Genomic DNA, 18,641 nt, shown 5'->3' with positions numbered 1-18,641 from the left:
TCCGGTTGCGGGCCGCTTTCGTAGCTGTCGGGCGGGCGTCAGGCCTTGACGTCCGCGGACTCCACAGCCTCCGCCGCCTCGTCCGAGTCCACCGGCTTCTGGATGTCGATGGTCTTCCGGAGCGGCGTGTTCGGGATGAAGATCACGCAGGCGAGCGTGATCAGCGCGACAGCCGCCGCGATCAGGAACAACAGTCCGGTGGCATCGCCGTAGGCGCCGCGGATGATGTCCGCGATCGGGGCCGGCAGGGCATTCAGGTCGAGGTTGCCGCCGCTGCCCGGCGAATGCGTGTCGATGCCGAGCTTCTCGAACCCTTCGGCGGACAGCGTCGTCACCCGGGTGGCGAGCACCGAACCGAGGACCGACACGCCGATCGCACCACCGAAGGTCCGGAAGAACGCGACCGAGCTACTCGCCGAGCCGATGTTCTGGACGCTGACGGTGTTCTGAACCGCGAGCACCAGGTTCTGCATCAGGCTGCCGACGCCGACACCGACGATCGCGATGTACACGCCGATGAGCCACAGGCTGGTCTCGTGATCGATCGTGCCGAGCAGTCCGAACCCGATGACCAGCAGCACCGCGCCGCCGACGATGAACGGCTTCCACTTCCCGAATCGGGTGATCAGCTGGCCGGAGACGACCGACGAGACGAGCATGCCCATCACCATCGGGATGGTCAGGACACCGGCGATCGTCGGGGAGTGCCCGCGTGCGGTCTGGAAGTACTGGCCGAGGAACGTCGTGGCACCGAACATGCCCACGCCGACCGCGATGGACGCGATGATCGCCAGACCCGTGGTCTTCTCGGTGATGATCTTCAGCGGGATGATCGGCGACTTGACCTTCGACTCGACGATCACGGTCGCGATCAGCAGCAGGACGCCGACGCCCACGTAGATCGCCGACTCCCTCGAGATCCAGTCGTAGTAGTCCGCCTTGCCCGCGAACGACACCCAGATGAGCAGGATGCTCACACCGGCAGTGAGCAGCGTCGCGCCCAGCCAGTCGATGGAGACGTCCTCCTTGCGCTCCGTCGCGATGTGCAGCGTGCGCTGCAGCAGGAACAGGGCGACGACGGCGATCGGCACACACACGAAGAAGCACCAGCGCCAGCCCAGCGGACTGTCGACGATGACACCACCGAGGATCGGCCCACCCGACATCGACACCGCCATCGCGGCACCCATGTAGCCCGAGTAGCGACCGCGGTCACGCGGCGGGATGATGCTGCCGATGATCGCGACGACCAGCGCGGTCAGGCCGCCCATGCCGATGCCCTGCACGACGCGCGCGGCCAGCAGCACCGGCACGTTGTGTGCGAAGCCGGCGATGACCGAACCGATCACGAAGATCACGATCGAGGTCTGGACCAGGATCTTCTTGTTGAACAGGTCGGCGAGCTTGCCCCAGATCGGCGTCGACGCCGCGTTCGCGAGCAGTGCGGTGGTGATGACCCACGCGTACTGCGTCTGGTTGCCCTTCAGGTCACCGATGATCGTCGGCAACGCCGTGGAGACGATGGTCGAACTGAGCAGCGCAGTGAACAGCGCCGCGATGAGGCCCGCCAGGACCTCCAGGATCTGGCGATGGGTCATCGCCTCCTCACCGGTACCTGCCCGGCTCTCCCCCACTGATGTCGTCATCGAAGTGCTCTCCCACATTGATCGGCTACTAGAAGCGAGGGTTCGGGGCGCCCGGTGAGGGTGTCGGTAAGTCGTTCGACGGCGGTCAACGCCGCCGCCGCCTCGTCCTGACTCCACTCCCCGAGCAGGGCGCGCAATCGCGCGGACCTGTGTTCCTTGGTGGCACGCAACGCCTCGTCCCCCTTTTCGGAGACCTGGACGCGGAAAGCCCGCCTGTCGTCCGGGTCCGGGTGACGCTCGACCAGTCCGGCATCGACCAATTCGGTCATCTGCCGACTCAGTCCCGACTGACTCAGGCACAACATCGACGCGAGTTCGTTCTGCCGGCACGGACCCCGCGCCGACAGGGCGACCAACACCGCGACCAGCGCGGGGGCGATCGGATCGTCCGTCGCGCTCGCGAGCGCGTTCTTCAGAGAACGGCCGAACAGGAAGATCGCATCGACCAGGGCCTGCGCTGTGTCTGCCTGCACAGCCATCCGTGCACCCCGCATCCCTCGTAATTACTTGCAGAGCGCAACTATATGCATAGTTGCGTGTGTCAAGCAATTACTTCTCAAATGCGACATACCGCTTTTTATCGTCCTGACCAGCAGGTTCTTAAAAACAGACCGATAGGTACGTGTGCGGAGACACGTCAGCGGGTGAGCAGCGCGAGGCTCTCGACGTGGTGTGTGAGGGGGAAGGCGTCGAACGCACGGACCTGTTCGAGCCGGTAGCCACCCGCGCGGAAGAGGGAGATGTCCCGCGCGAACGAGGCCGGATCGCATCCGATGTGGACGATCCGCTGTGGGCCCGCGGCGACGATCGTCTCGACCACCTCGCGGCCGGCGCCGGTCCGCGGCGGATCCAGGACCACGACATCCGGCGTGGGCAGATCGTGCAGAGCCCGCTCGACCCGGGTGGCGTGCAGGTGAACCTGCGGGACGTCGGCCAGCGCGGCGGTGCCGTCGGCCACGGCCTGCTTCGAGAACTCGACGGAATCGACCCGCCCGGTCACCCCGACCTGGTCGGCCAGCGTGGCCGCGAACACTCCGACACCGCCGTAGAGATCCCACACGTCGTCGCCCGCGGACGCCTGCGCCCACTCCCCCACGACGTTCGCGTACGTCTCGGCGGCACCTCGGTGCGCCTGCCAGAAGCCGGTGGCGGCCAGATGCCATTCCCGGTCCCCGACCCGCTCGACGGGCCGGCCGGAACCGATGACGACCCGTTCGGCCCGAGTGCCCGACGACGCCGCCCGCCGCGCCGTAGCGCCCCGCCGTCCGGGACTGCGGCGACCGGTGCGCGACACCTTGGCAGGAGCGATTTCCACGACGTGACGGTCACCGTCCGCGTCGAGCACGATCTGAACCTCGGCACCGGGCTGCCACGACCGTTCGGAGAGCCCCACGTACGCGGACGGGTCGATCTGCGGGCATGCCAGGAACGTCTCGATGTCGAGGCTGCGGTAGCGGTGGAAGCCCGGCCGTCCCGCCGCGTCCACCGCGAGCCGAACGCGCGAGCGCCAGCCGACGCCCTTGCCGGTTCCGGGCAACTCCTCGACGACGACCTCTTGCTCGACACCCGCGATCCGGCGCAGCTGCTCGGCCACGACGAACGACTTCATCGCCCGGCCCGCCTCGAGGGTGGCGTGCGAATAGTCGCAGCATCCCGCACCGCCCGGACCCGCGATGGGGCACAGCGACTCGATCCGGTCGGGCGACGGGGCGAGGATCTCGACGGCGTCGGCGCGGCAGAACGAGCCACCGCGATCCTCGGTCACGAGTGCGACCACCTTCTCGCCGGGCAGGCCGTGCCGGACGAAGAGCACACGGCCCTCGTGCCGGGCGACACAGAATCCGCCGTGGCCGGGATTGCCCAACTCGACCTCGAGCCGACGCCCCGTCCAGTCCTCACTCACCACGTACCGCCAATCACTTGTCTTCGGTCTCGAATCCACGCCGAATCGCGCCGGGAGCATTGTCCACCCGTTCGCGCTTGACCTTCTCCGAGGAGCTCAACTGCCACGGCACACTCGTGACCATCACACCGGGCTGGAACAGCAACCGGCTCTTGAGGCGCAGGGCACTCTGGTTGTGCAGGATCTGCTCCCACCAGTGGCCCACGACGTACTCGGGGATGAACACGGTGACGACGTCGCGCGGCGAGTCCCTCCGGACTCGGCGGACATAGTCGAGCACCGGTTTGGTGATCTCGCGGTACGGCGACTCGATCACCTTGAGCGGCACGGTGATGTCGCTGCTCTCCCACTCACGCACCAGCGCGCGGGTGTCCGGCTCGTCGACGTTGACGGTGACCGCCTCGATGGTGTCGGGACGGGTGGCGCGCGCATACGCGAGCGCCCGCATCGTCGGCATGTGCATCTTCGACACCAGCACGATCGAATGCGTGCGGCTCGGCAGCACGCCGTCCCACTCCTGCTCCTCGAGTTCCGCTGCGACGCTGTCGTAGTGACGCCGGATCGACTTCATCACGATGAAGATCAGGATCATCGCGACGATCGCGATCCAGGCACCGGCGGCGAACTTCGTCAGCAGCACGATGATCAGAACCGCGCCGGTCATCGCGAGGCCGATCGAGTTGATGACCCGCGAACGCTGCATGCGCCGACGCTGCGCCGGGTCCGTCTCGGCCCGCAGATGCCGGGTCCAGTGCCGGATCATGCCGGTCTGGCTGAGCACGAACGAGACGAACACACCGACGATGTAGAGCTGGATGAGCTTCGTCACCTCGGCGCCGAAAGCGACCACGAAGGCGATCGCCGCACCCGAGAGGAACAGGATGCCGTTGCTGAATGCGAGGCGGTCGCCGCGCGTATGCAGCTGACGCGGCAGGTAGCGGTCCTGCGCGAGCACCGAGCCGAGCACGGGGAAACCGTTGAACGCCGTGTTCGCGGCGAGCACGAGGATCAATGCCGTCACGATCGCCATGAAGTAGAAGCCGACCGGGAACCCGGAGAAGACGGCCTCCGCGAGCTGCGCGATCAGTGTCTTCTGGTGGTAACCCTCGGGCGCGCCGACGAGCTGCGTCTCGGGGTCGTGCGCGTAGACGATGCCGATCTTCTGCGCCAGCATGATGATGCCCATCAGCAGCACGATCGCGAAGGTACCCAGCAGCAGGAGGGTGGTCGCGGCGTTGCGGGACTTGGGCTTCTGGAACGCCGGCACACCGTTACTGATGGCCTCGACACCCGTGAGCGCAGCACAGCCCGACGAGAACGCCCTGGCGATGAGGAACGCGAACGCGATGCCGTACAGGTGGGAATCCTCCGCCTGCAGGTCGAACGCAGCCGACTCGGCCTGCACGTCGTCGCCGAAGATGTAGATCCGCGCGAATCCCCAGCCGAGCATGATCAGCATGCCGACGATGAACGCGTACGTCGGAAGTGCGAAGGCCGAGCCCGACTCGCGGATACCGCGCAGGTTGATCGCGGTGAGCAGCGCGATCGCCGCGATCGCGAACAGCACCTTGTGCTGCGCGACGAACGGCACGGCGGATCCGATGTTCGACGCTGCCGACGAGATCGACACCGCGACAGTGAGCACGTAGTCGACCATGAGTGCACTGCCGACCGTCAGGCCGGCGTTCGGCCCCAGGTTCACGGTCGCGACCTCGTAGTCGCCGCCACCAGACGGGTAGGCGTGCACGTTCTGGCGGTAGCTGGCGACCACGACCGCCATCACGACGGCGACGGCCAGGCCGATCCATGGGGTGTACGCGTACGCGGAGATGCCCGCGACGGACAGGACCAGGAAGATCTCCTCGGGCGCGTACGCAACCGAAGACATTGCATCCGAGGCGAAAACGGGTAGCGCGATGCGCTTGGGCAGAAGCGTGTGCCCGAGCTTGTCGCTACGGAACGGCCGCCCCAGGATCAGCCGCTTTGCAGCTGTGGAAACCTTCGACACCGCCAAAGCGTAAGCCGTCCGAAGCGCTCCGCGACACGGGGGCGGCTGCCGTGAGCATTTCATCGACATTACTCTGCGTCCGAACTGGGGCGACACGCGGCCTCCCGCACACCACGACCGCGGATACTTGCTCTTCCCCGGGTGCGCTGTACGGTTCGATTCGACGCCGGCGGCAACCCGTCGGCTCTGAGTGCGATGAACGGAGTGGACGGGTGTACGTAGTCGTCATGGGGTGTGGCCGGGTCGGCTCGTCCCTCGCTACAGCACTGAGCCGGATCGGCCATGAGGTTGCGGTCATCGACCGCGACGCGAGCGCCTTCCTCCGCCTCGGGTCCGATTTCTCGGGTCACACCGTGGTCGGTATGGGATTCGACCGTGATGTGCTGGTCCGCGCCGGGATCGAACGCGCCGAAGCATTCGCCGCGGTGTCCTCGGGCGACAACTCGAACATCATCTCCGCGCGGGTCGCGCGGGAGAACTTCGGCGTCGACCGTGTCGTCGCACGCATCTACGACGCCAAGCGCGCCGCGGTCTACGAGCGCCTCGGCATTCCCACCATCGCGACGGTGCCCTGGACCACCGATCGCTTCATGCTCGCTCTCGCGCAGGACGACCAGATCTCGAAGTGGCGCGATCCGTCGGGCACCGTGGTCGTCACCGAACTGCCGCTGCACGAGGACTGGGTCGGCCGCAACATCGCAGAACTCGAGACCGCGACGAGCTCGCGTGTGTCGTTCGTCATTCGCTTCGGATCGGGCATCCTTCCCGACCGCAAGACCGTCATCCAGGCCCAGGACCAGGTGTACGTCGCCGCAGTGTCCGGGACCGTCGCCGAGGCCGTCGCCCTGGCCGGCAACCCGCCTCCGTCGGACGACTGAGCCCGCCGATGTCCCACTTCTCGCACGACCCGATTGGATGCCCCCGATGAGAGTCGCCATCGCAGGAGCCGGCGCTGTCGGCCGCTCCATCGCCCGTGAGCTCGTCCGCAGCGAGCACCACGTGATGCTGCTGGAACGCAAGCTCGAACACGTCGAACCAGAGGTGATCCCTCAGGCCGAGTGGGTGCATGCGGACGCCTGCGAGCTGAGCCTGCTCGAATCCGCCCAGTTGGAGACCTACGACGTCGTCATCGCCGCCACCGGCGACGACAAGGCCAACATCGTGGTGAGCCTGCTCGCGAAGACGGAGTTCGGGGTCCCCCGGGTCGTCGCCCGCGTCAACGATCCCCGCAACGAATGGCTCTTCGACGAGTCCTGGGGCGTGGACGTCGCGGTGTCGACGCCCCGAATGCTCGCCTCACTCGTCGAGGAGGCGGTCACGGTGGGCGATCTGGTGCGCCTCATGACTTTCCGTCAGGGGCAGGCGAACCTGGTCGAGATCACCCTGCCGGACGACACTCCACTGGCCGGCAAGCCGGTGCGCAAGATCAAGCTGCCACGCGACGTGGCGCTCGTGACGATCCTGCGCGGCGGCCGGGTCATCGTCCCCCAGCCGGACGATCCGGTCGAGGGCGGAGACGAACTACTGTTCGTCGCCGCGGTGGAGGTCGAGGACGAGCTACGCGCCGCGATCGATATCTGAGTCGGCCGGAGGCCCCGCCTCACTGGCGGGGTCGGGCATCTCGGATCCCGGCTCGGCCACCGCATCCGACAGTACGGGCGCCGGCTCGACCAGCCGGTCCGCCCGGCGCACCGCCCAGATCGTCACGAGCAGCACCAGTCCGGTGAGCGGCCATCCCATGCCGATCCGCGCGGCAGCGAGCCAGCCGGTCTGATCCGCGTCGTACAGCTCGGACTGCACGAGGTAACGCGCCCCGAACACCAGCGCCCATGCAGCCGTGGCGATGTCGTAGGCGTGCACGGCGCCCTTGTGGGACTTCCAGGTGTTCCGGTGACCGTTCAGATAGCCCCACACGACACCCACGAGCGGCCATCGCACCAGGATGGAGACCAGGAACGCGGCCCCGTACAGCAGGCTCGTATAGATGCCGAAGAGGAAGTAGCCCTTGGCGTCGCCGGTGCGGTAGGCGATGAAGGCACACACGCCGACCCCGAGGAATCCGGAGATCGCCGGCTGGATCGCGCCCCGCCGAACCACTCGCCAGACGAGGATCGCGGCCGCCACGCCGAGCGCGGTCCACACCGCGGGCGCCAGGCCCCACAGGCTGTTCGCCGGGACGAATACGACGATGGGCAGCGACGAATAGACCAGCCCGCTCAGCCCACCGAGCTGTTCGAGGATCGTCTTCTGCTTCGTTTCGGTCACGCGACGAGGGTGCCACATTCGGACGGCAAGCCGTCGACAGCGCTGAATTGCGCGTGCCGAGACGGACTGACGTCAGGAGTCGCCACGAAGCTCGTAATACGGATTGAAGATCACCTTCTGACCGTCGCGGTCACCGATCCGCCCACGGACCATGAGAGTCTTGCCCGGTTCGATACCCGGAATTCGGCGGCGCCCGATCCATACCAGGGTGATCGGATCGGTGCCGTCGAAGAACTCGGCCCGGACGCTGGCGTTCGCCGACTTCGGACACGCCTCGACACTTCGGAGCCGGCCGAACATGGTGACTTCTTCACCTCGCGCGCAATCACACGCACGGGTAGCGCCGGACGCCTGGGAGGTCTCGACCATCTCCTCCGCATCGAGCTGCTCGAGATCTTCGGTGAGTCGGCGAGTCAGCCTGCGAAAGTAGCCTGCCGCGGCGGGGGCCATAGCGCGCTCCTGGAGCAAATGGCGACGCGTCGAGCGTCGCACGAAGGGTTGTATCTGGGTGTTGCTTCGGGTCCCGAGCGGGATCCGGTGAGGGTCCCGTTCGTGTCCATGAGGGTCACTGTAACCCTAAAGTGACCCGACAACCACAGCCGTCCGGATCTCCCGCGAAACGGACAGTGCAAGATCGAACCATGCAGCTGCAGCAGTGGCCCTCGGTGGCCGTCGCCCTCCCCGGAACAGGCTCCGATGCAAGCTTCGCCGAACGCGCCTTCCGGGCCGCATTGTCGCAGGTAGGAGTTGCGACGATCGCGGTGGAACCCGATCCGAGGCGCGTGGTCGGCAGCTACCGCGACGCCATGGATCGTGCGGCCCGGGAACACGGGACGATCGTCGTCGCGGGCGTGTCGATCGGCGCGGCCGTCGCCCTCGAATGGGCGGCCGACAATCCCGACCGCGTCCATGCCGTTCTCGCGGCACTCCCGGCGTGGACCGGATCGCCCGTGGATGCGCCCGCGGCGGCCAGTGCCATCTTCACCGCGTCCCGCCTACGCGCCGACGGACTCGATGCCGTCACCGCCGAGATGACCGCGTCGAGCCCGCCGTGGCTCGCGGACGAACTGAGCCGCTCGTGGCGATCCCAGTGGCCCGACCTGCCCTCCGCGCTCGAGGAGGCGGCGTCCTACCACGCTCCCGATGTCGACGCCCTCCGGCGGCTGCGAGTGCCCGTGGGCATCGCCGCCGCCGTCGACGACGCCGTGCATCCCTTCACGGTGGCGCAGCAGTGGGCCTCGACGATGCCGGCCGCCGAACTCGTCGAACTGGAGCTCCAGTCGATCGGAGACGATCCCGGCGTGCTCGGACGGGCCTGCCTGACCGCACTGGGGCGCCGGATCCGGACATCCGATCCGGTCTAGGCGCCCGTCAGAGACCGAGCTGCTGCATCGCCGAACCGGACTCACCGCGCCGCGGTGGCTCGGAACCGTTCCCGGACGGCTGCTGCTGCATCGCAGCGGACTGGGCTGCCTGCTCCTGCGCGGCCTGCTGCTGGGCCGCCAGCTGCTGGGCCTGAGCCGCCTGCAACTGCTCGACCAGGACCTGGGGCAGCACGATGGGCAGCGGCGTCCGCACCGGGTGCGGATCGCTCCCCCGCGCGATGACCGTGTTCAACAGGACGGCACGCGCGGTCGCGACGAGCGGCCCGTCGCTCACGACGGCACCGGACGGACCCGCCACGACGCAGCGGACCATCCAACGCGGTCCGTCCACGCCGATGAAACGCAGATCGGCGTTGGGCGTCGCAGCCGCCACCTCGCGGCCCCAGGGACCGGACTCGATGCTGACCTCCGCGTTGTCCGCACGCAGCGACTCGGCCAGCTCCGACGCGACCTCGCGCCACTGGCCGGGAGACTTGGGCGCCGCATAGGCAGAGACCGTGATACGGCCGTACTGGGTCACGAGGTGGACGTTCTGCGGTGCACCCTCCGGCGACATCTCGACCTGCAGCTGGGCGCCGTCGGGCATCGGCAGGAAGACGGACCCGAGATCGAGTCGGGTCGCCCCCGGCTCCTCGCCCTCGGCGAGCTCGGTGACGTCGTACGGACCGCCGTCGAGGGCTCCGACGGGAGCATCCAGTTCGGACTCCACGTCGCTTTCGACGTCCTGGTCGACCGGGGTGGCCTCGACCGATGCGGTGTCCGCCTGCTCGGCTTCCTTCTTCTTGCGACGTCCGAACATGATCAGGCCCCTTCCCTCGGCTGCCGCGTCAACTCGTGCGGGCGGCCTTCCGTACCGTCGACAGCTCGATCGGCATTGTGCGCGTCGAGGATCGCATGCCCACCGCTCGATCCGTAACCACCTGTCCCACGGACCGTTTCGTCGAGCGTGTCGACCTCGACGAAGTCGACGAGTTCCACCTTCTGCACCACGAGTTGCGCGATGCGGTCGCCGCGACGGAGTTCGATCGGAGTCTCGAGGTCGTGGTTGATCAGGCAGACCTTGATCTCGCCTCGGTAGCCGGCGTCGATCGTGCCGGGGGTGTTCACGACGGACAGTCCGGTCTTGGCCGCCAGGCCCGAGCGGGGATGGATCAGACCGACCGTGCCGATCGGGAGGGCGACTGCGATGCCGGTGCCGACCAGGACCCGGCGGCCGGGCTCGATCGTGACGTCGGTCGTAGTGCAGAGGTCGACGCCGGCGTCACCGTCGTGGGCCCGCCTGGGCAGCGGAATACCGGAGTCAAGTCGCATCAACGCGATGGCAGGAAGATCGCTCACGTGCACCGAGACTACTCTTGAAGGCGTGCCCGAATCGTCTCAGCCCGCAGCGACCACACCCGATACCCGCGCGCCGATCTACTCGGAACGTCTGTGGGTGCCGTTGTGGTGGTGGCCTGCCGGATTGTTCATCGCAGGACTCCTGGCCGCCGAGATCCACATGGGGTCTCCGGGCGTCCGGGCCTGGCTGCCGTACGTGCTTCTGTTCCCGTTCCCGGTGTGGGCGCTGCTCTGGGTGTCGCGCCTACGGATCGAGGTGTTCGACGGGCCGGACGGCGAGCTTCGTGTGGGTCGTGCGCATCTGCCGCTGTCGGTGATCTCGCGGACCGCGACCATCCCGCCGTCCGCGAAGAGCGCCGCGCTGGGCCGCCAGCTCGACCCGGCCGCGTTCGTGACCAATCGGTCCTGGGTCAAGCAGACCGCTCTGATCGTCCTCGACGATCCCGAGGATCCGACGCCGTACTGGCTTGTCAGCACGAGGCGGCCAGCCGAACTGCTGGCCGCCATCGGTAGCGGAAGTTCGCCGAAGGCGTAGCCCCACTTCCTCGTGCGTGTCCGAAGGGACCGGCGTCAGACCGCGCAGTCCATGCAGATCATGACGCCGTTCTCTTCGGTCGCGAGCCGGCTGCGGTGGTGTACCAGGAAGCAGCTAGCGCAGGTGAATTCGTCGGCCTGCTTGGGCACCACCCGTACCGACAGCTCTTCGCCGGACAGATCTGCGCCCGGGAGTTCGAAAGACTCCGCGGTATCTGACTCGTCCACATCGACGACCGCGGACTGCGCCTCGTTACGTCGTGCCTTCAGTTCTTCGAGCGAGTCCTCGGAGACCTCGTCGGTCTCCGAGCGCCTCGGTGCGTCGTAGTCGGTTGCCATTTCCTCTTCCCCTCGTCCTCGTGCGTACATCCCCGGTGTCCGGGCCGTCACCCCTCAGCGGGTGTGACGATCCTTGGGAAACCGACGATCAGGCAGATACATTCCTGCGGCTGGAACAACGCCCCAGAACTTCCGGAAGTGCCCGAAACACCTTCCGGAAAACATGACCTGCGCCTCACTTCCGTCTTCCTCCGGACCCATTCGAAATCGTGTGTTCTCACGACTGGGGCCGCCAGACAATAGCCGACGCACCGGGAAAAGTGGCAACCGAACCGGACACAGTCGGAAACTGTCCACCAATCGTCACCAACAACAGTTCGAGCCGAGACATTCCTGCACGCGGCATGTGCACGACGGTGGCGGGGCGTCGATCTACAGTGATCAGGAGTTCGGTCGCAGTAGGCGGATCGTGGCCGGAACCACATCGATTCCCCCGCGGGCCACCGCATCCGCGTTCATCTACGGAGAGGTCGACAGACACCGTGGTTTCCCTGATCACCGAAGGCAGCTCGACCGACGATCAGGGTCGGAGGTTCCGCCGGCGCCGCCTTCTGCCCGCGATCGCCCTCCTCTCGGTGCTTGCGCTCGTCGGCATCACGGTCTGGGCCCGCATCCTGACCGAACCCGAGGTGTACGCGACCACCGTCGACTGCAATCCGCCGGTGAAGCCGAAATCTGCGGACGCCCCCGCACCACTACCGCTCGGCGAGAAGGTGGGGCGCGCCACCCTGCTCGACGTGGCCCCGGCAGCCCTCTCGTCGACACAGGTGCGCGTGTTCAACGCGAGCGGCGAGCGCGGACAGGCCGCGCACGTCGCAGCGCAGCTGGGCGAGTACGGCTTCGCCAGCGCGCCCGACGTCCAGGCCGGCAACGATCCCGTCTACGTCGATCAGACACTCCAGTGCTACGGCCAGATCCGCTTCGGCGAACAGGGACTGGCCGCTGCCAGTGCGCTGTGGCTCGTCGCGCCGTGCGCCGAACTGATCCAGGACGGCCGGACCGACGACACCGTCGACCTGGCACTGGGCACGTACTCGAAGGACATCGCACCCAGTGCCGACGCCGACGAGGTCCTCAAGTCGCTGAAGGACCCGGTCGCCGGGGCCGAGCCCGCGCCGCTCGACAGCGGACTGCTCGACGCCGCCCGCACGGCGCGCTGCTGACGCACCGGATCACGGAATCGGCGCGTACGCCCCCACCGATCGCATGACGGCCTCGAGCTCGTCCGCGATGCCCGGGGCCATCGCGACCACCACTTCACCGGAAGCGCCGCCCACGTCGGGTCCGGGCAGGTGCACCCGCGCACCGGCCTCGCTCGCGATGAGTCCGCCGGCCGCCCAGTCCCACGGGTTGAGGCCGTGTTCGAAGTGGGCGTCGACGCGGCCCGAGGCGACCATGCACAGGTCCAGCGCGGCAGAACCCACGCGGCGGATGTCGCGAACGTGTGGGAGCAGGTCCCCGATCAGCCGCCCCTGAGCGCGGCGGCGCTCGACGCCGTAACCGAATCCGGTGGCCAGAAGCACCGAGGAGGCATCGGTGATCGGGTTGCACGACAGGGTTCCCTCTACGCTCCCGTCCGGCGCACCCGAGTCGACGAACCGGGCCCCCTCCCCCTTCGCAGCCGAATAGGTGACTCGCGCAGCGACGTCCACGACGGCACCGGCGACGGAGACACCGTCGATCTGAGCAGCGACGGAAACCGAGTACGCGGGAATTCCGTAGAGGAAGTTCACCGTCCCGTCGATCGGATCGACCACCCAGCGCACCCCCTCGAGCACGTCCCGGGCACCGCCGCCCTCCTCGCCGAGCACGGCGTCGTGCGGGCGCAATTCGGCGAGGTGCGCCCGGATCAACTGCTCGGCCTCGGTGTCGACGACGGTGACCGGATCCGTCGGAGTGCTCTTCGCCCGCACCGACTGCCCGTCGCTTCCGTCCACACGCGCGCCCATCACGCCGAACACCTCGGGACGACGCACCCGCACGTGTTCAGCGGCGGCCTCGGCGACGGTGACGGCGACCCTCAGGAGGTCTCCAGGGGCGGTCGAGGTCGGATTCGGATCGGTCTGATCGACAGACGAACTGTTCATGCGGTGCATGTGTGTATCGCACCACACCCACGAACCACCCCACCACCGGTATCGCGGACCTGCTATCCCGCGGCCGAATGCTGCGGAAGCAACTACTGTTTCGACGCAGACGGTCATCTCGGCAGACGAGGATCTCGATCGAAGGGAGACGGTGGTGGGCGCACGCGGGTTCGGCGTCGACGTCGGCGGCAGCGGCATCAAGGGGGCCCTGGTCGATCTCGTGACCGGTGAACTGGTCGAGGAACGCATCAAGATCGAAACGCCCCGTCCGGCGACGCCGACCGCCGTCGCGGCAACCGTCGCCGAGATCGTTTCGCGCGCCGACTGGAGCGGGCCGGTCGGTATCACCCTCCCGAGCGTCGTAACCGCGGGCGTTGCCCGTACTGCCGCGAACATCGACCCGTCGTGGATCGGAACCGACGCACGTGCCCTGCTGTCCGAGGCGCTCGGCGGCCGCGACGTCACAGTCCTCAACGACGCCGACGCCGCCGGCATCGCCGAGGACCGATTCGGCGCCGGCAAGGACGTCGACGGCGTCGTCGTGCTGCTGACGTTCGGCACCGGGATCGGATCGGCGATCCTGCACCGCGGCGTCCTCCTTCCGAACACCGAACTCGGCCACCTGGAGGTCGACGGCAAGGAGGCCGAACACCGTGCCGCGTCGTCGGTCAAGGACGAGAAGGGACTCTCGTACAAGGAGTGGGCCACCGAGGTGACCCGCGTACTGCGTCGCTACGAGGACCTGTTGTGGCCGGACCTGTTCATCGCCGGTGGCGGTATCAGTCGCAAGCACGACAAGTGGATTCCGCGTCTCGAGAACCGCACGCCGGTCGTTCCCGCAGCTCTGCTCAACACGGCGGGCATCGTCGGTGCCGCACTGGCCTCGGCGAACGGCATGCCCGACGCGGTGGAAACCGGCATCGCTCCGTAACATTTTCCTAGCTGTCGTTACAATGGATGGCGGCCGACTGTGAGTCGGCGAAACCCGACAGACCTCTCCGCCGGAATTCCACTCTGGCGTGACGCCGCACGACACCGTCACGAAAGGGCGTACGTGGCAGCCACCGATACGCGTCAGACCGCAGATTCAACACCCGAATCCGCGACCACTGCTTCCACTGCCGAGGCCACTACCGGTAGCGCGCCCGCCGCCAAGAAGGCTCCTGCGAAGAAGGCCGCCGCCAAGAAGGCGCCCGCCAAGAAGGCCGCCGCCAAGAAGGCGCCTGCGAAGAAGGCCGCCGCCAAGAAGACCGCGGCGAAGAAGGCGACCAAGAAGGCCAGCACCAAGGCTGCCAAGGGCGACGACATCGGCGAGGACGAAGACATCGACATGGCCGACCTCGATGTCGCCGCCGGCGACCTCGTCGAGGAAGAGGTCGAGGACGTCGTCGTCGAAGACGAGGAAGAGACCGCGGAGCCGTCCGAGAAGGACAAGGCGTCCGGCGACTTCGTCTGGGACGAGGAAGAATCCGAGGCCCTCCGCCAGGCCCGCAAGGACGCCGAACTGACGGCTTCGGCCGACTCGGTCCGCGCCTACCTCAAGCAGATCGGCAAGGTTGCGCTCCTCAACGCGGAGGAGGAGGTCGAACTCGCCAAGCGCATCGAGGCCGGCCTGTTCGCGACGCACAAGATGAGCGAGATGGCGGAGAAGGGCGAGAAGCCCACCCCCACCGATCGCCGCAATCTGAACTGGATCACACGCGACGGCAACCGCGCGAAGAACCACCTGCTCGAGGCGAACCTGCGACTGGTCGTCTCGCTGGCCAAGCGCTACACGGGCCGCGGCATGGCGTTCCTGGACCTGATCCAGGAAGGCAACCTCGGTCTGATCCGCGCGGTCGAGAAGTTCGACTACACCAAGGGCTACAAGTTCTCGACGTACGCCACGTGGTGGATCCGTCAGGCGATCACCCGCGCGATGGCCGACCAGGCCCGCACCATCCGTATTCCGGTGCACATGGTCGAGGTCATCAACAAGCTCGGCCGCATCCAGCGTGAGCTGCTCCAGGACCTGGGCCGCGAGCCCACCCCCGAGGAGCTCGCCAAGGAAATGGACATCACGCCGGAGAAGGTGCTGGAGATCCAGCAGTACGCGCGTGAGCCGATCTCGCTCGACCAGACCATCGGCGACGAGGGCGACAGCCAGCTCGGCGACTTCATCGAGGACTCCGAGGCCGTCGTCGCGGTCGACGCGGTGAGCTTCACGCTGCTGCAGGATCAGCTGCAGTCGGTGCTCGAGACGCTCTCCGAGCGCGAGGCCGGCGTGGTGCGACTGCGGTTCGGTCTCACCGACGGCCAGCCGCGGACTTTAGACGAAATCGGTCAGGTCTACGGCGTCACGCGCGAGCGTATCCGCCAGATCGAGTCGAAGACGATGTCGAAGCTGCGCCACCCGTCGCGGTCGCAGGTGCTGCGCGACTACCTCGACTAGAGGTCGGCCAGCACGTCAGCTCGTGAGGAAGGGGTCCTTCGGGGCCCCTTCCTCTTTTGGTCGGGGAGGCTGGAACAGCCGGACGATCGGCTCGGCGATGCGGGCCCCGACCGGCCCCAGAACGGCCATCAGCAGCACGTAGGCCGTGGCGAGCGCCGCCAACTCCCCCTCGACCGCCCCTGCGGACACAGCGAGGCCGGCGATGACGATCGAGAACTCGCCGCGAGCGATCAGCGCGGCTCCGGCGCGGGCCCGGCCCATCACGCCGATGCCCTGGCGTCCGGCCGCCCACCACCCGGTGAGCACCTTGGTGGCGGTCGTGAGGACGGCCAGGCCGATCGCGGGCAGCAGCACCGGCGGGATGGTGGTCGGATCGGTGTTGAGCCCGAAGACGACGAAGAACATCGCCGCGAACAGGTCCCGCAGCGGCTCGAGGAGTCGCGTCGCGTTCCGTGCCGTGGACCCGGAGATCGCGATACCGAGCAGGAACGCGCCGACGGCCGCAGACACCTGCAGCGACGACGCGAAGCCGGCGACCAGGAGTGCCGCACCCAGCAGCTTCAGCAGGAACACCTCGCGGTCGGTGCTGTCCACGATGGCGGAGACGACACTGCCGTAGCGGAGAGCGACGACGAGCACGACGGTGATGACCGCGAACGAGATGGCCACGGCCTGGAGCCCGCCGAGGAAACTCACACCCGCGAGCACCGCGGTGAGGATCGGCAGGTACACCGCCATCGCGAGATCCTCGAAGACGAGAATCGACAGGATCACCGGGGTTTCGCGGTTACCGAGCCGGCCGAGGTCGCCGAGCACCTTCGCGACGATGCCCGACGACGAGATGTAGGTGACGCCGCCGAGGGTCAACGCCCCCACGGGCCCCCACCCGAGCATGAATGCCATCACGGCGCCGGGCGCGGCGTTGAGGACGAGGTCGACCACACCGGCGAACCACGATCTCCTGAGGCCGGTGACGAGTTCGGACGCCGTGTACTCCAGGCCGAGCAGCAACAGCAGCAGGACGACACCGATCTCGCTCGCGAGATGGCTGAACTCGCCGATGTCGCCGAGTTGGATGAACCCGCCTTCGCCGAAGCACAGACCGCCGATGAGATACAGCGGGATCGGCGACATGCCGATGCGTCCGGCCAGCCGGCCGAGCACCCCGAGTGCGAAGAAGACAGCGCCGAGTTCGACGAGTGCCAGTGCAGTGCCAGTCATCGTGGGTCGATCGCGCCGGGATCAGCCGTGCGCGAGGATCTTGGCGGCGTGGTCGAGGCCCTCCTGGGTGCCGACCGCGACCAGAAGGTCGCCCTCCGTGAAGGTGAAGTCGGGATTGGGTGACGGCGCCACCTGACCGGCCCGCATCACTGCGACGACGGAGACGCCGGTGCGCGTACGCATCGCGGTCTCGCCGAGCGTCCGGCCGTCCCACGGCGAATTCTCGCCGATCGGCAGTTGGCGGGTGCTGATACCGGGCAGGTCCCGGTGTTCCTCGCGCAGCTGCGCGACCAGTTGCGGCGCGCCCAGGAGGTTCGCGAGGACCGACGCCTCCTCCGACTCGAGCGGGATCGATGCCATGCAGGCGTCCGGGTCGTCGAGCTTGGAGACGATCAGATCGGTGCGCCCGTCACGGTGGGTGACCACCCCGATGCGCCGGCCAGTGGCGAGCGCGAAGTCCTTGCGGACCCCGATGCCGGGAAGCGGCGTCACTTCGACGTTCATGAATAAACGGTAGCGCTCCGCGGGGGCCGCGAACCACGACCCCTCTCGGCGAGCCCCCGTCCGTTTCGCCGAGCCGTCAGCCCACGGGTGGGAACACCCCGTCGGCGCCGGGCCGGTAGTCGGTGACCTCGACCACGGCTGCGGCGGGCAGCGGCCCGTACAGGTGCGGGAAGCGCATCGATGCAGGATCCGACGGCACGCCCGGCTCCCACCTGATCTCGGCGCCGACACGCGCGGGATCGAGGTGCAGCAGCACGAGATCGGTCCGCCCCGCGAACAGGCGATTCGCGGGCAGGTGGACCTGCGCCGGCGTCGACAGGTGAACGAAACCGTCGACGTCGAAACCGGGCGGGATCCGGCGGCCTGTGCGGCTCAGGGCGTCCCACTCGGCCCGCGAACACAGGTGGACCAGCACCGGGTCAGGGGCGGACTCGCTGTTCGACATGTACGGTTCCTCTCGGCCGATACCCCGGACATCCGGGACAATTCTCAGCTGTTAGCGAACACCCGTATCCTCCCGGATCGCATCGTGCGAGTTCAGGGCGGGTGGTGTTACGGACGACACACCGAGCGCGAATCGGGAACAACCCGATCAAGTCGAACGTCTGACAGAGTGGACCTACCGCGTCACTCCCGACGCGGCGGAAGACCCCAGGCGGCGGGCGCGAGCCCACAGCCAGTTCGGAGGAGTCATGCCCGGAACCCTGACCAGCCCCCCGTTGACCGCTGCCGACCGGTGCGACCGGTGCAGCGCAGGAGCCCGCGTGCGCGCCGTGCTCGCGAGCGGAGGAGAGCTTCTCTTCTGCCAGCATCACGCCAACGAGCATGCAGATCGCCTTCGTGAGATGAACGCGACCATCGTGAGCGACTCCGAAGAACCTGCGGCGGCAATCTAGCGCGTCAGCCCTCTCGGGTCCGACGGCGCCGGGTCGGTGCGTATTCCGGCGGCGTGGACGCATCTGGTCGGCATCAAGCCGCAG

Annotated in this window: 21 protein-coding genes and 1 pseudogene; 9 read left to right on the top strand and 13 right to left on the bottom strand. The window is 67.7% G+C overall.

Annotated features, from left to right (window positions below):
* Window positions 1-38 precede the first annotated feature (38 nt).
* From LCL87_RS20230 to LCL87_RS20215, 4 genes are all read right to left on the bottom strand, one after another.
* Window positions 39-1,598 carry an MDR family MFS transporter gene (locus LCL87_RS20230; RefSeq protein WP_225023282.1) on the bottom strand — a complete coding sequence of 520 codons (1,560 nt, stop codon included), beginning with the start codon at window positions 1,596-1,598 and terminating at the stop codon, window positions 39-41.
* A gap of 44 nt (window positions 1,599-1,642) precedes the next feature.
* A complete protein-coding gene (locus LCL87_RS20225; protein ID WP_225023163.1) occupies window positions 1,643-2,125 on the bottom strand; it encodes a MarR family transcriptional regulator in 483 nt (160 codons plus the stop codon).
* Window positions 2,126-2,283: 158 nt separating this feature from the next.
* On the bottom strand, window positions 2,284-3,549 hold the full coding sequence (locus LCL87_RS20220; RefSeq protein WP_225023161.1) for a class I SAM-dependent RNA methyltransferase: 1,266 nt from the start codon (window positions 3,547-3,549) through the stop codon (window positions 2,284-2,286).
* Between the two features lie 13 nt (window positions 3,550-3,562).
* Window positions 3,563-5,557 carry an APC family permease gene (locus LCL87_RS20215; protein ID WP_225023158.1) on the bottom strand — a complete coding sequence of 665 codons (1,995 nt, stop codon included), beginning with the start codon at window positions 5,555-5,557 and terminating at the stop codon, window positions 3,563-3,565.
* Window positions 5,558-5,769: 212 nt separating this feature from the next.
* On the opposite strand from LCL87_RS20215, the gene LCL87_RS20210 reads away from it, so the two are divergent.
* Window positions 5,770-6,435, top strand: coding sequence for a potassium channel family protein (locus tag LCL87_RS20210; RefSeq protein ID WP_510850822.1), 666 nt, complete (start codon window positions 5,770-5,772; stop codon window positions 6,433-6,435).
* Window positions 6,436-6,481: 46 nt separating this feature from the next.
* Window positions 6,482-7,138 (top strand): potassium channel family protein, encoded by a 657-nt coding sequence (locus LCL87_RS20205; protein ID WP_225023156.1) that lies wholly within the window; start codon window positions 6,482-6,484, stop codon window positions 7,136-7,138.
* Here the strand turns inward: LCL87_RS20205 and LCL87_RS20200 are convergent.
* Together LCL87_RS20200 and LCL87_RS20195 are read right to left on the bottom strand one after the other, a co-directional pair.
* A complete protein-coding gene (locus tag LCL87_RS20200; RefSeq protein WP_225023154.1) occupies window positions 7,115-7,822 on the bottom strand; it encodes a DUF3159 domain-containing protein in 708 nt (235 codons plus the stop codon). The genes LCL87_RS20205 and LCL87_RS20200 overlap by 24 nt on opposite strands.
* 72 nt (window positions 7,823-7,894) lie before the next feature.
* A complete protein-coding gene (locus LCL87_RS20195) occupies window positions 7,895-8,272 on the bottom strand; it encodes an OB-fold nucleic acid binding domain-containing protein (protein ID WP_225023280.1) in 378 nt (125 codons plus the stop codon).
* A gap of 191 nt (window positions 8,273-8,463) precedes the next feature.
* On the opposite strand from LCL87_RS20195, the gene LCL87_RS20190 reads away from it, so the two are divergent.
* Window positions 8,464-9,186, top strand: coding sequence for an alpha/beta fold hydrolase (locus LCL87_RS20190; RefSeq protein ID WP_225023147.1), 723 nt, complete (start codon window positions 8,464-8,466; stop codon window positions 9,184-9,186).
* 7 nt (window positions 9,187-9,193) lie between these two features.
* Here the strand turns inward: LCL87_RS20190 and LCL87_RS20185 are convergent, their stop codons facing one another.
* Window positions 9,194-10,006, bottom strand: a complete 813-nt coding sequence (locus tag LCL87_RS20185; RefSeq protein ID WP_225023145.1) for a DUF3710 domain-containing protein — start codon at window positions 10,004-10,006, stop codon at window positions 9,194-9,196.
* A 2-nt stretch (window positions 10,007-10,008) separates the two neighbouring features.
* Window positions 10,009-10,551: a dUTP diphosphatase gene (gene dut, locus LCL87_RS20180; protein ID WP_510850821.1), complete on the bottom strand. Its 543-nt coding sequence runs from the start codon at window positions 10,549-10,551 to the stop codon at window positions 10,009-10,011.
* Between the two features lie 19 nt (window positions 10,552-10,570).
* Between dut and LCL87_RS20175 the strand changes: the two genes are divergently transcribed.
* Window positions 10,571-11,080 (top strand): DUF3093 domain-containing protein, encoded by a 510-nt coding sequence (locus LCL87_RS20175; RefSeq protein WP_225023143.1) that lies wholly within the window; start codon window positions 10,571-10,573, stop codon window positions 11,078-11,080.
* Window positions 11,081-11,115: 35 nt separating this feature from the next.
* On the opposite strand, the gene LCL87_RS20170 is transcribed toward LCL87_RS20175, so the two are convergent.
* A complete protein-coding gene (locus tag LCL87_RS20170; RefSeq protein WP_225023141.1) occupies window positions 11,116-11,418 on the bottom strand; it encodes a DUF4193 domain-containing protein in 303 nt (100 codons plus the stop codon).
* A 482-nt stretch (window positions 11,419-11,900) separates the two neighbouring features.
* Between LCL87_RS20170 and cei the strand changes: the two genes are divergently transcribed.
* Entirely contained in the window at window positions 11,901-12,581 is a 681-nt protein-coding gene (gene cei, locus LCL87_RS20165; protein WP_225023139.1) for an envelope integrity protein Cei, read from the top strand.
* Window positions 12,582-12,590: 9 nt separating this feature from the next.
* On the opposite strand, the gene LCL87_RS20160 is transcribed toward cei, so the two are convergent.
* Complete coding sequence (locus LCL87_RS20160; protein WP_225023131.1) at window positions 12,591-13,514, bottom strand: inositol monophosphatase family protein; 924 nt, start codon at window positions 13,512-13,514, stop codon at window positions 12,591-12,593.
* A gap of 145 nt (window positions 13,515-13,659) precedes the next feature.
* On the opposite strand from LCL87_RS20160, the gene ppgK reads away from it, so the two are divergent.
* Both ppgK and LCL87_RS20150 read left to right on the top strand, forming a co-directional pair.
* Window positions 13,660-14,436 carry a polyphosphate--glucose phosphotransferase gene (ppgK, locus tag LCL87_RS20155; protein ID WP_225023129.1) on the top strand — a complete coding sequence of 259 codons (777 nt, stop codon included), beginning with the start codon at window positions 13,660-13,662 and terminating at the stop codon, window positions 14,434-14,436.
* Between the two features lie 123 nt (window positions 14,437-14,559).
* On the top strand, window positions 14,560-15,936 hold the full coding sequence (locus tag LCL87_RS20150; RefSeq protein ID WP_225023127.1) for an RNA polymerase sigma factor: 1,377 nt from the start codon (window positions 14,560-14,562) through the stop codon (window positions 15,934-15,936).
* A gap of 15 nt (window positions 15,937-15,951) precedes the next feature.
* Here the strand turns inward: LCL87_RS20150 and LCL87_RS20145 are convergent, their stop codons facing one another.
* From LCL87_RS20145 to LCL87_RS20135, 3 genes are all read right to left on the bottom strand, one after another.
* Entirely contained in the window at window positions 15,952-17,157 is a 1,206-nt protein-coding gene (locus LCL87_RS20145; protein ID WP_225023118.1) for a cation:proton antiporter, read from the bottom strand.
* A gap of 21 nt (window positions 17,158-17,178) precedes the next feature.
* Entirely contained in the window at window positions 17,179-17,661 is a 483-nt protein-coding gene (locus tag LCL87_RS20140) for a cation:proton antiporter regulatory subunit (protein WP_225023116.1), read from the bottom strand.
* A gap of 76 nt (window positions 17,662-17,737) precedes the next feature.
* Entirely contained in the window at window positions 17,738-18,106 is a 369-nt protein-coding gene (locus LCL87_RS20135; RefSeq protein WP_225023114.1) for a DUF952 domain-containing protein, read from the bottom strand.
* Window positions 18,107-18,353: 247 nt separating this feature from the next.
* Between LCL87_RS20135 and LCL87_RS20130 the strand changes: the two genes are divergently transcribed.
* Together LCL87_RS20130 and LCL87_RS25980 are read left to right on the top strand one after the other, a co-directional pair.
* Window positions 18,354-18,557 carry a DUF7455 domain-containing protein gene (locus LCL87_RS20130; protein ID WP_225023112.1) on the top strand — a complete coding sequence of 68 codons (204 nt, stop codon included), beginning with the start codon at window positions 18,354-18,356 and terminating at the stop codon, window positions 18,555-18,557.
* A 12-nt stretch (window positions 18,558-18,569) separates the two neighbouring features.
* Window positions 18,570-18,641, top strand: a pseudogene (locus LCL87_RS25980) (amidase family protein); the annotation flags it as partial.

The sequence above is a fragment of the Prescottella equi genome, assembly GCF_020171745.1.
Taxonomy (GTDB): domain Bacteria; phylum Actinomycetota; class Actinomycetes; order Mycobacteriales; family Mycobacteriaceae; genus Prescottella; species Prescottella equi_A.
Note: the sequence above shows the minus strand (reverse complement) of the source record. Positions and strands in the feature narration are given on the sequence as shown.

Coding starts and splice junctions, on each gene's coding strand:
- LCL87_RS20185 (WP_225023145.1), bottom strand. CDS start 10,006: ATGTTCGGACGTCGCAAGAAGAAGGAAGCCGAGCAGGCGGACACCGCA.
- LCL87_RS20170 (WP_225023141.1), bottom strand. CDS start 11,418: ATGGCAACCGACTACGACGCACCGAGGCGCTCGGAGACCGACGAGGTC.
- LCL87_RS20225 (WP_225023163.1), bottom strand. CDS start 2,125: ATGGCTGTGCAGGCAGACACAGCGCAGGCCCTGGTCGATGCGATCTTC.
- LCL87_RS20230 (WP_225023282.1), bottom strand. CDS start 1,598: ATGACCCATCGCCAGATCCTGGAGGTCCTGGCGGGCCTCATCGCGGCG.
- LCL87_RS20190 (WP_225023147.1), top strand. CDS start 8,464: ATGCAGCTGCAGCAGTGGCCCTCGGTGGCCGTCGCCCTCCCCGGAACA.
- LCL87_RS20130 (WP_225023112.1), top strand. CDS start 18,354: ATGCCCGGAACCCTGACCAGCCCCCCGTTGACCGCTGCCGACCGGTGC.
- LCL87_RS20205 (WP_225023156.1), top strand. CDS start 6,482: ATGAGAGTCGCCATCGCAGGAGCCGGCGCTGTCGGCCGCTCCATCGCC.
- LCL87_RS20140 (WP_225023116.1), bottom strand. CDS start 17,661: ATGAACGTCGAAGTGACGCCGCTTCCCGGCATCGGGGTCCGCAAGGAC.
- LCL87_RS20160 (WP_225023131.1), bottom strand. CDS start 13,514: ATGCACCGCATGAACAGTTCGTCTGTCGATCAGACCGATCCGAATCCG.
- LCL87_RS20195 (WP_225023280.1), bottom strand. CDS start 8,272: ATGGCCCCCGCCGCGGCAGGCTACTTTCGCAGGCTGACTCGCCGACTC.
- LCL87_RS20145 (WP_225023118.1), bottom strand. CDS start 17,157: ATGACTGGCACTGCACTGGCACTCGTCGAACTCGGCGCTGTCTTCTTC.
- LCL87_RS20135 (WP_225023114.1), bottom strand. CDS start 18,106: ATGTCGAACAGCGAGTCCGCCCCTGACCCGGTGCTGGTCCACCTGTGT.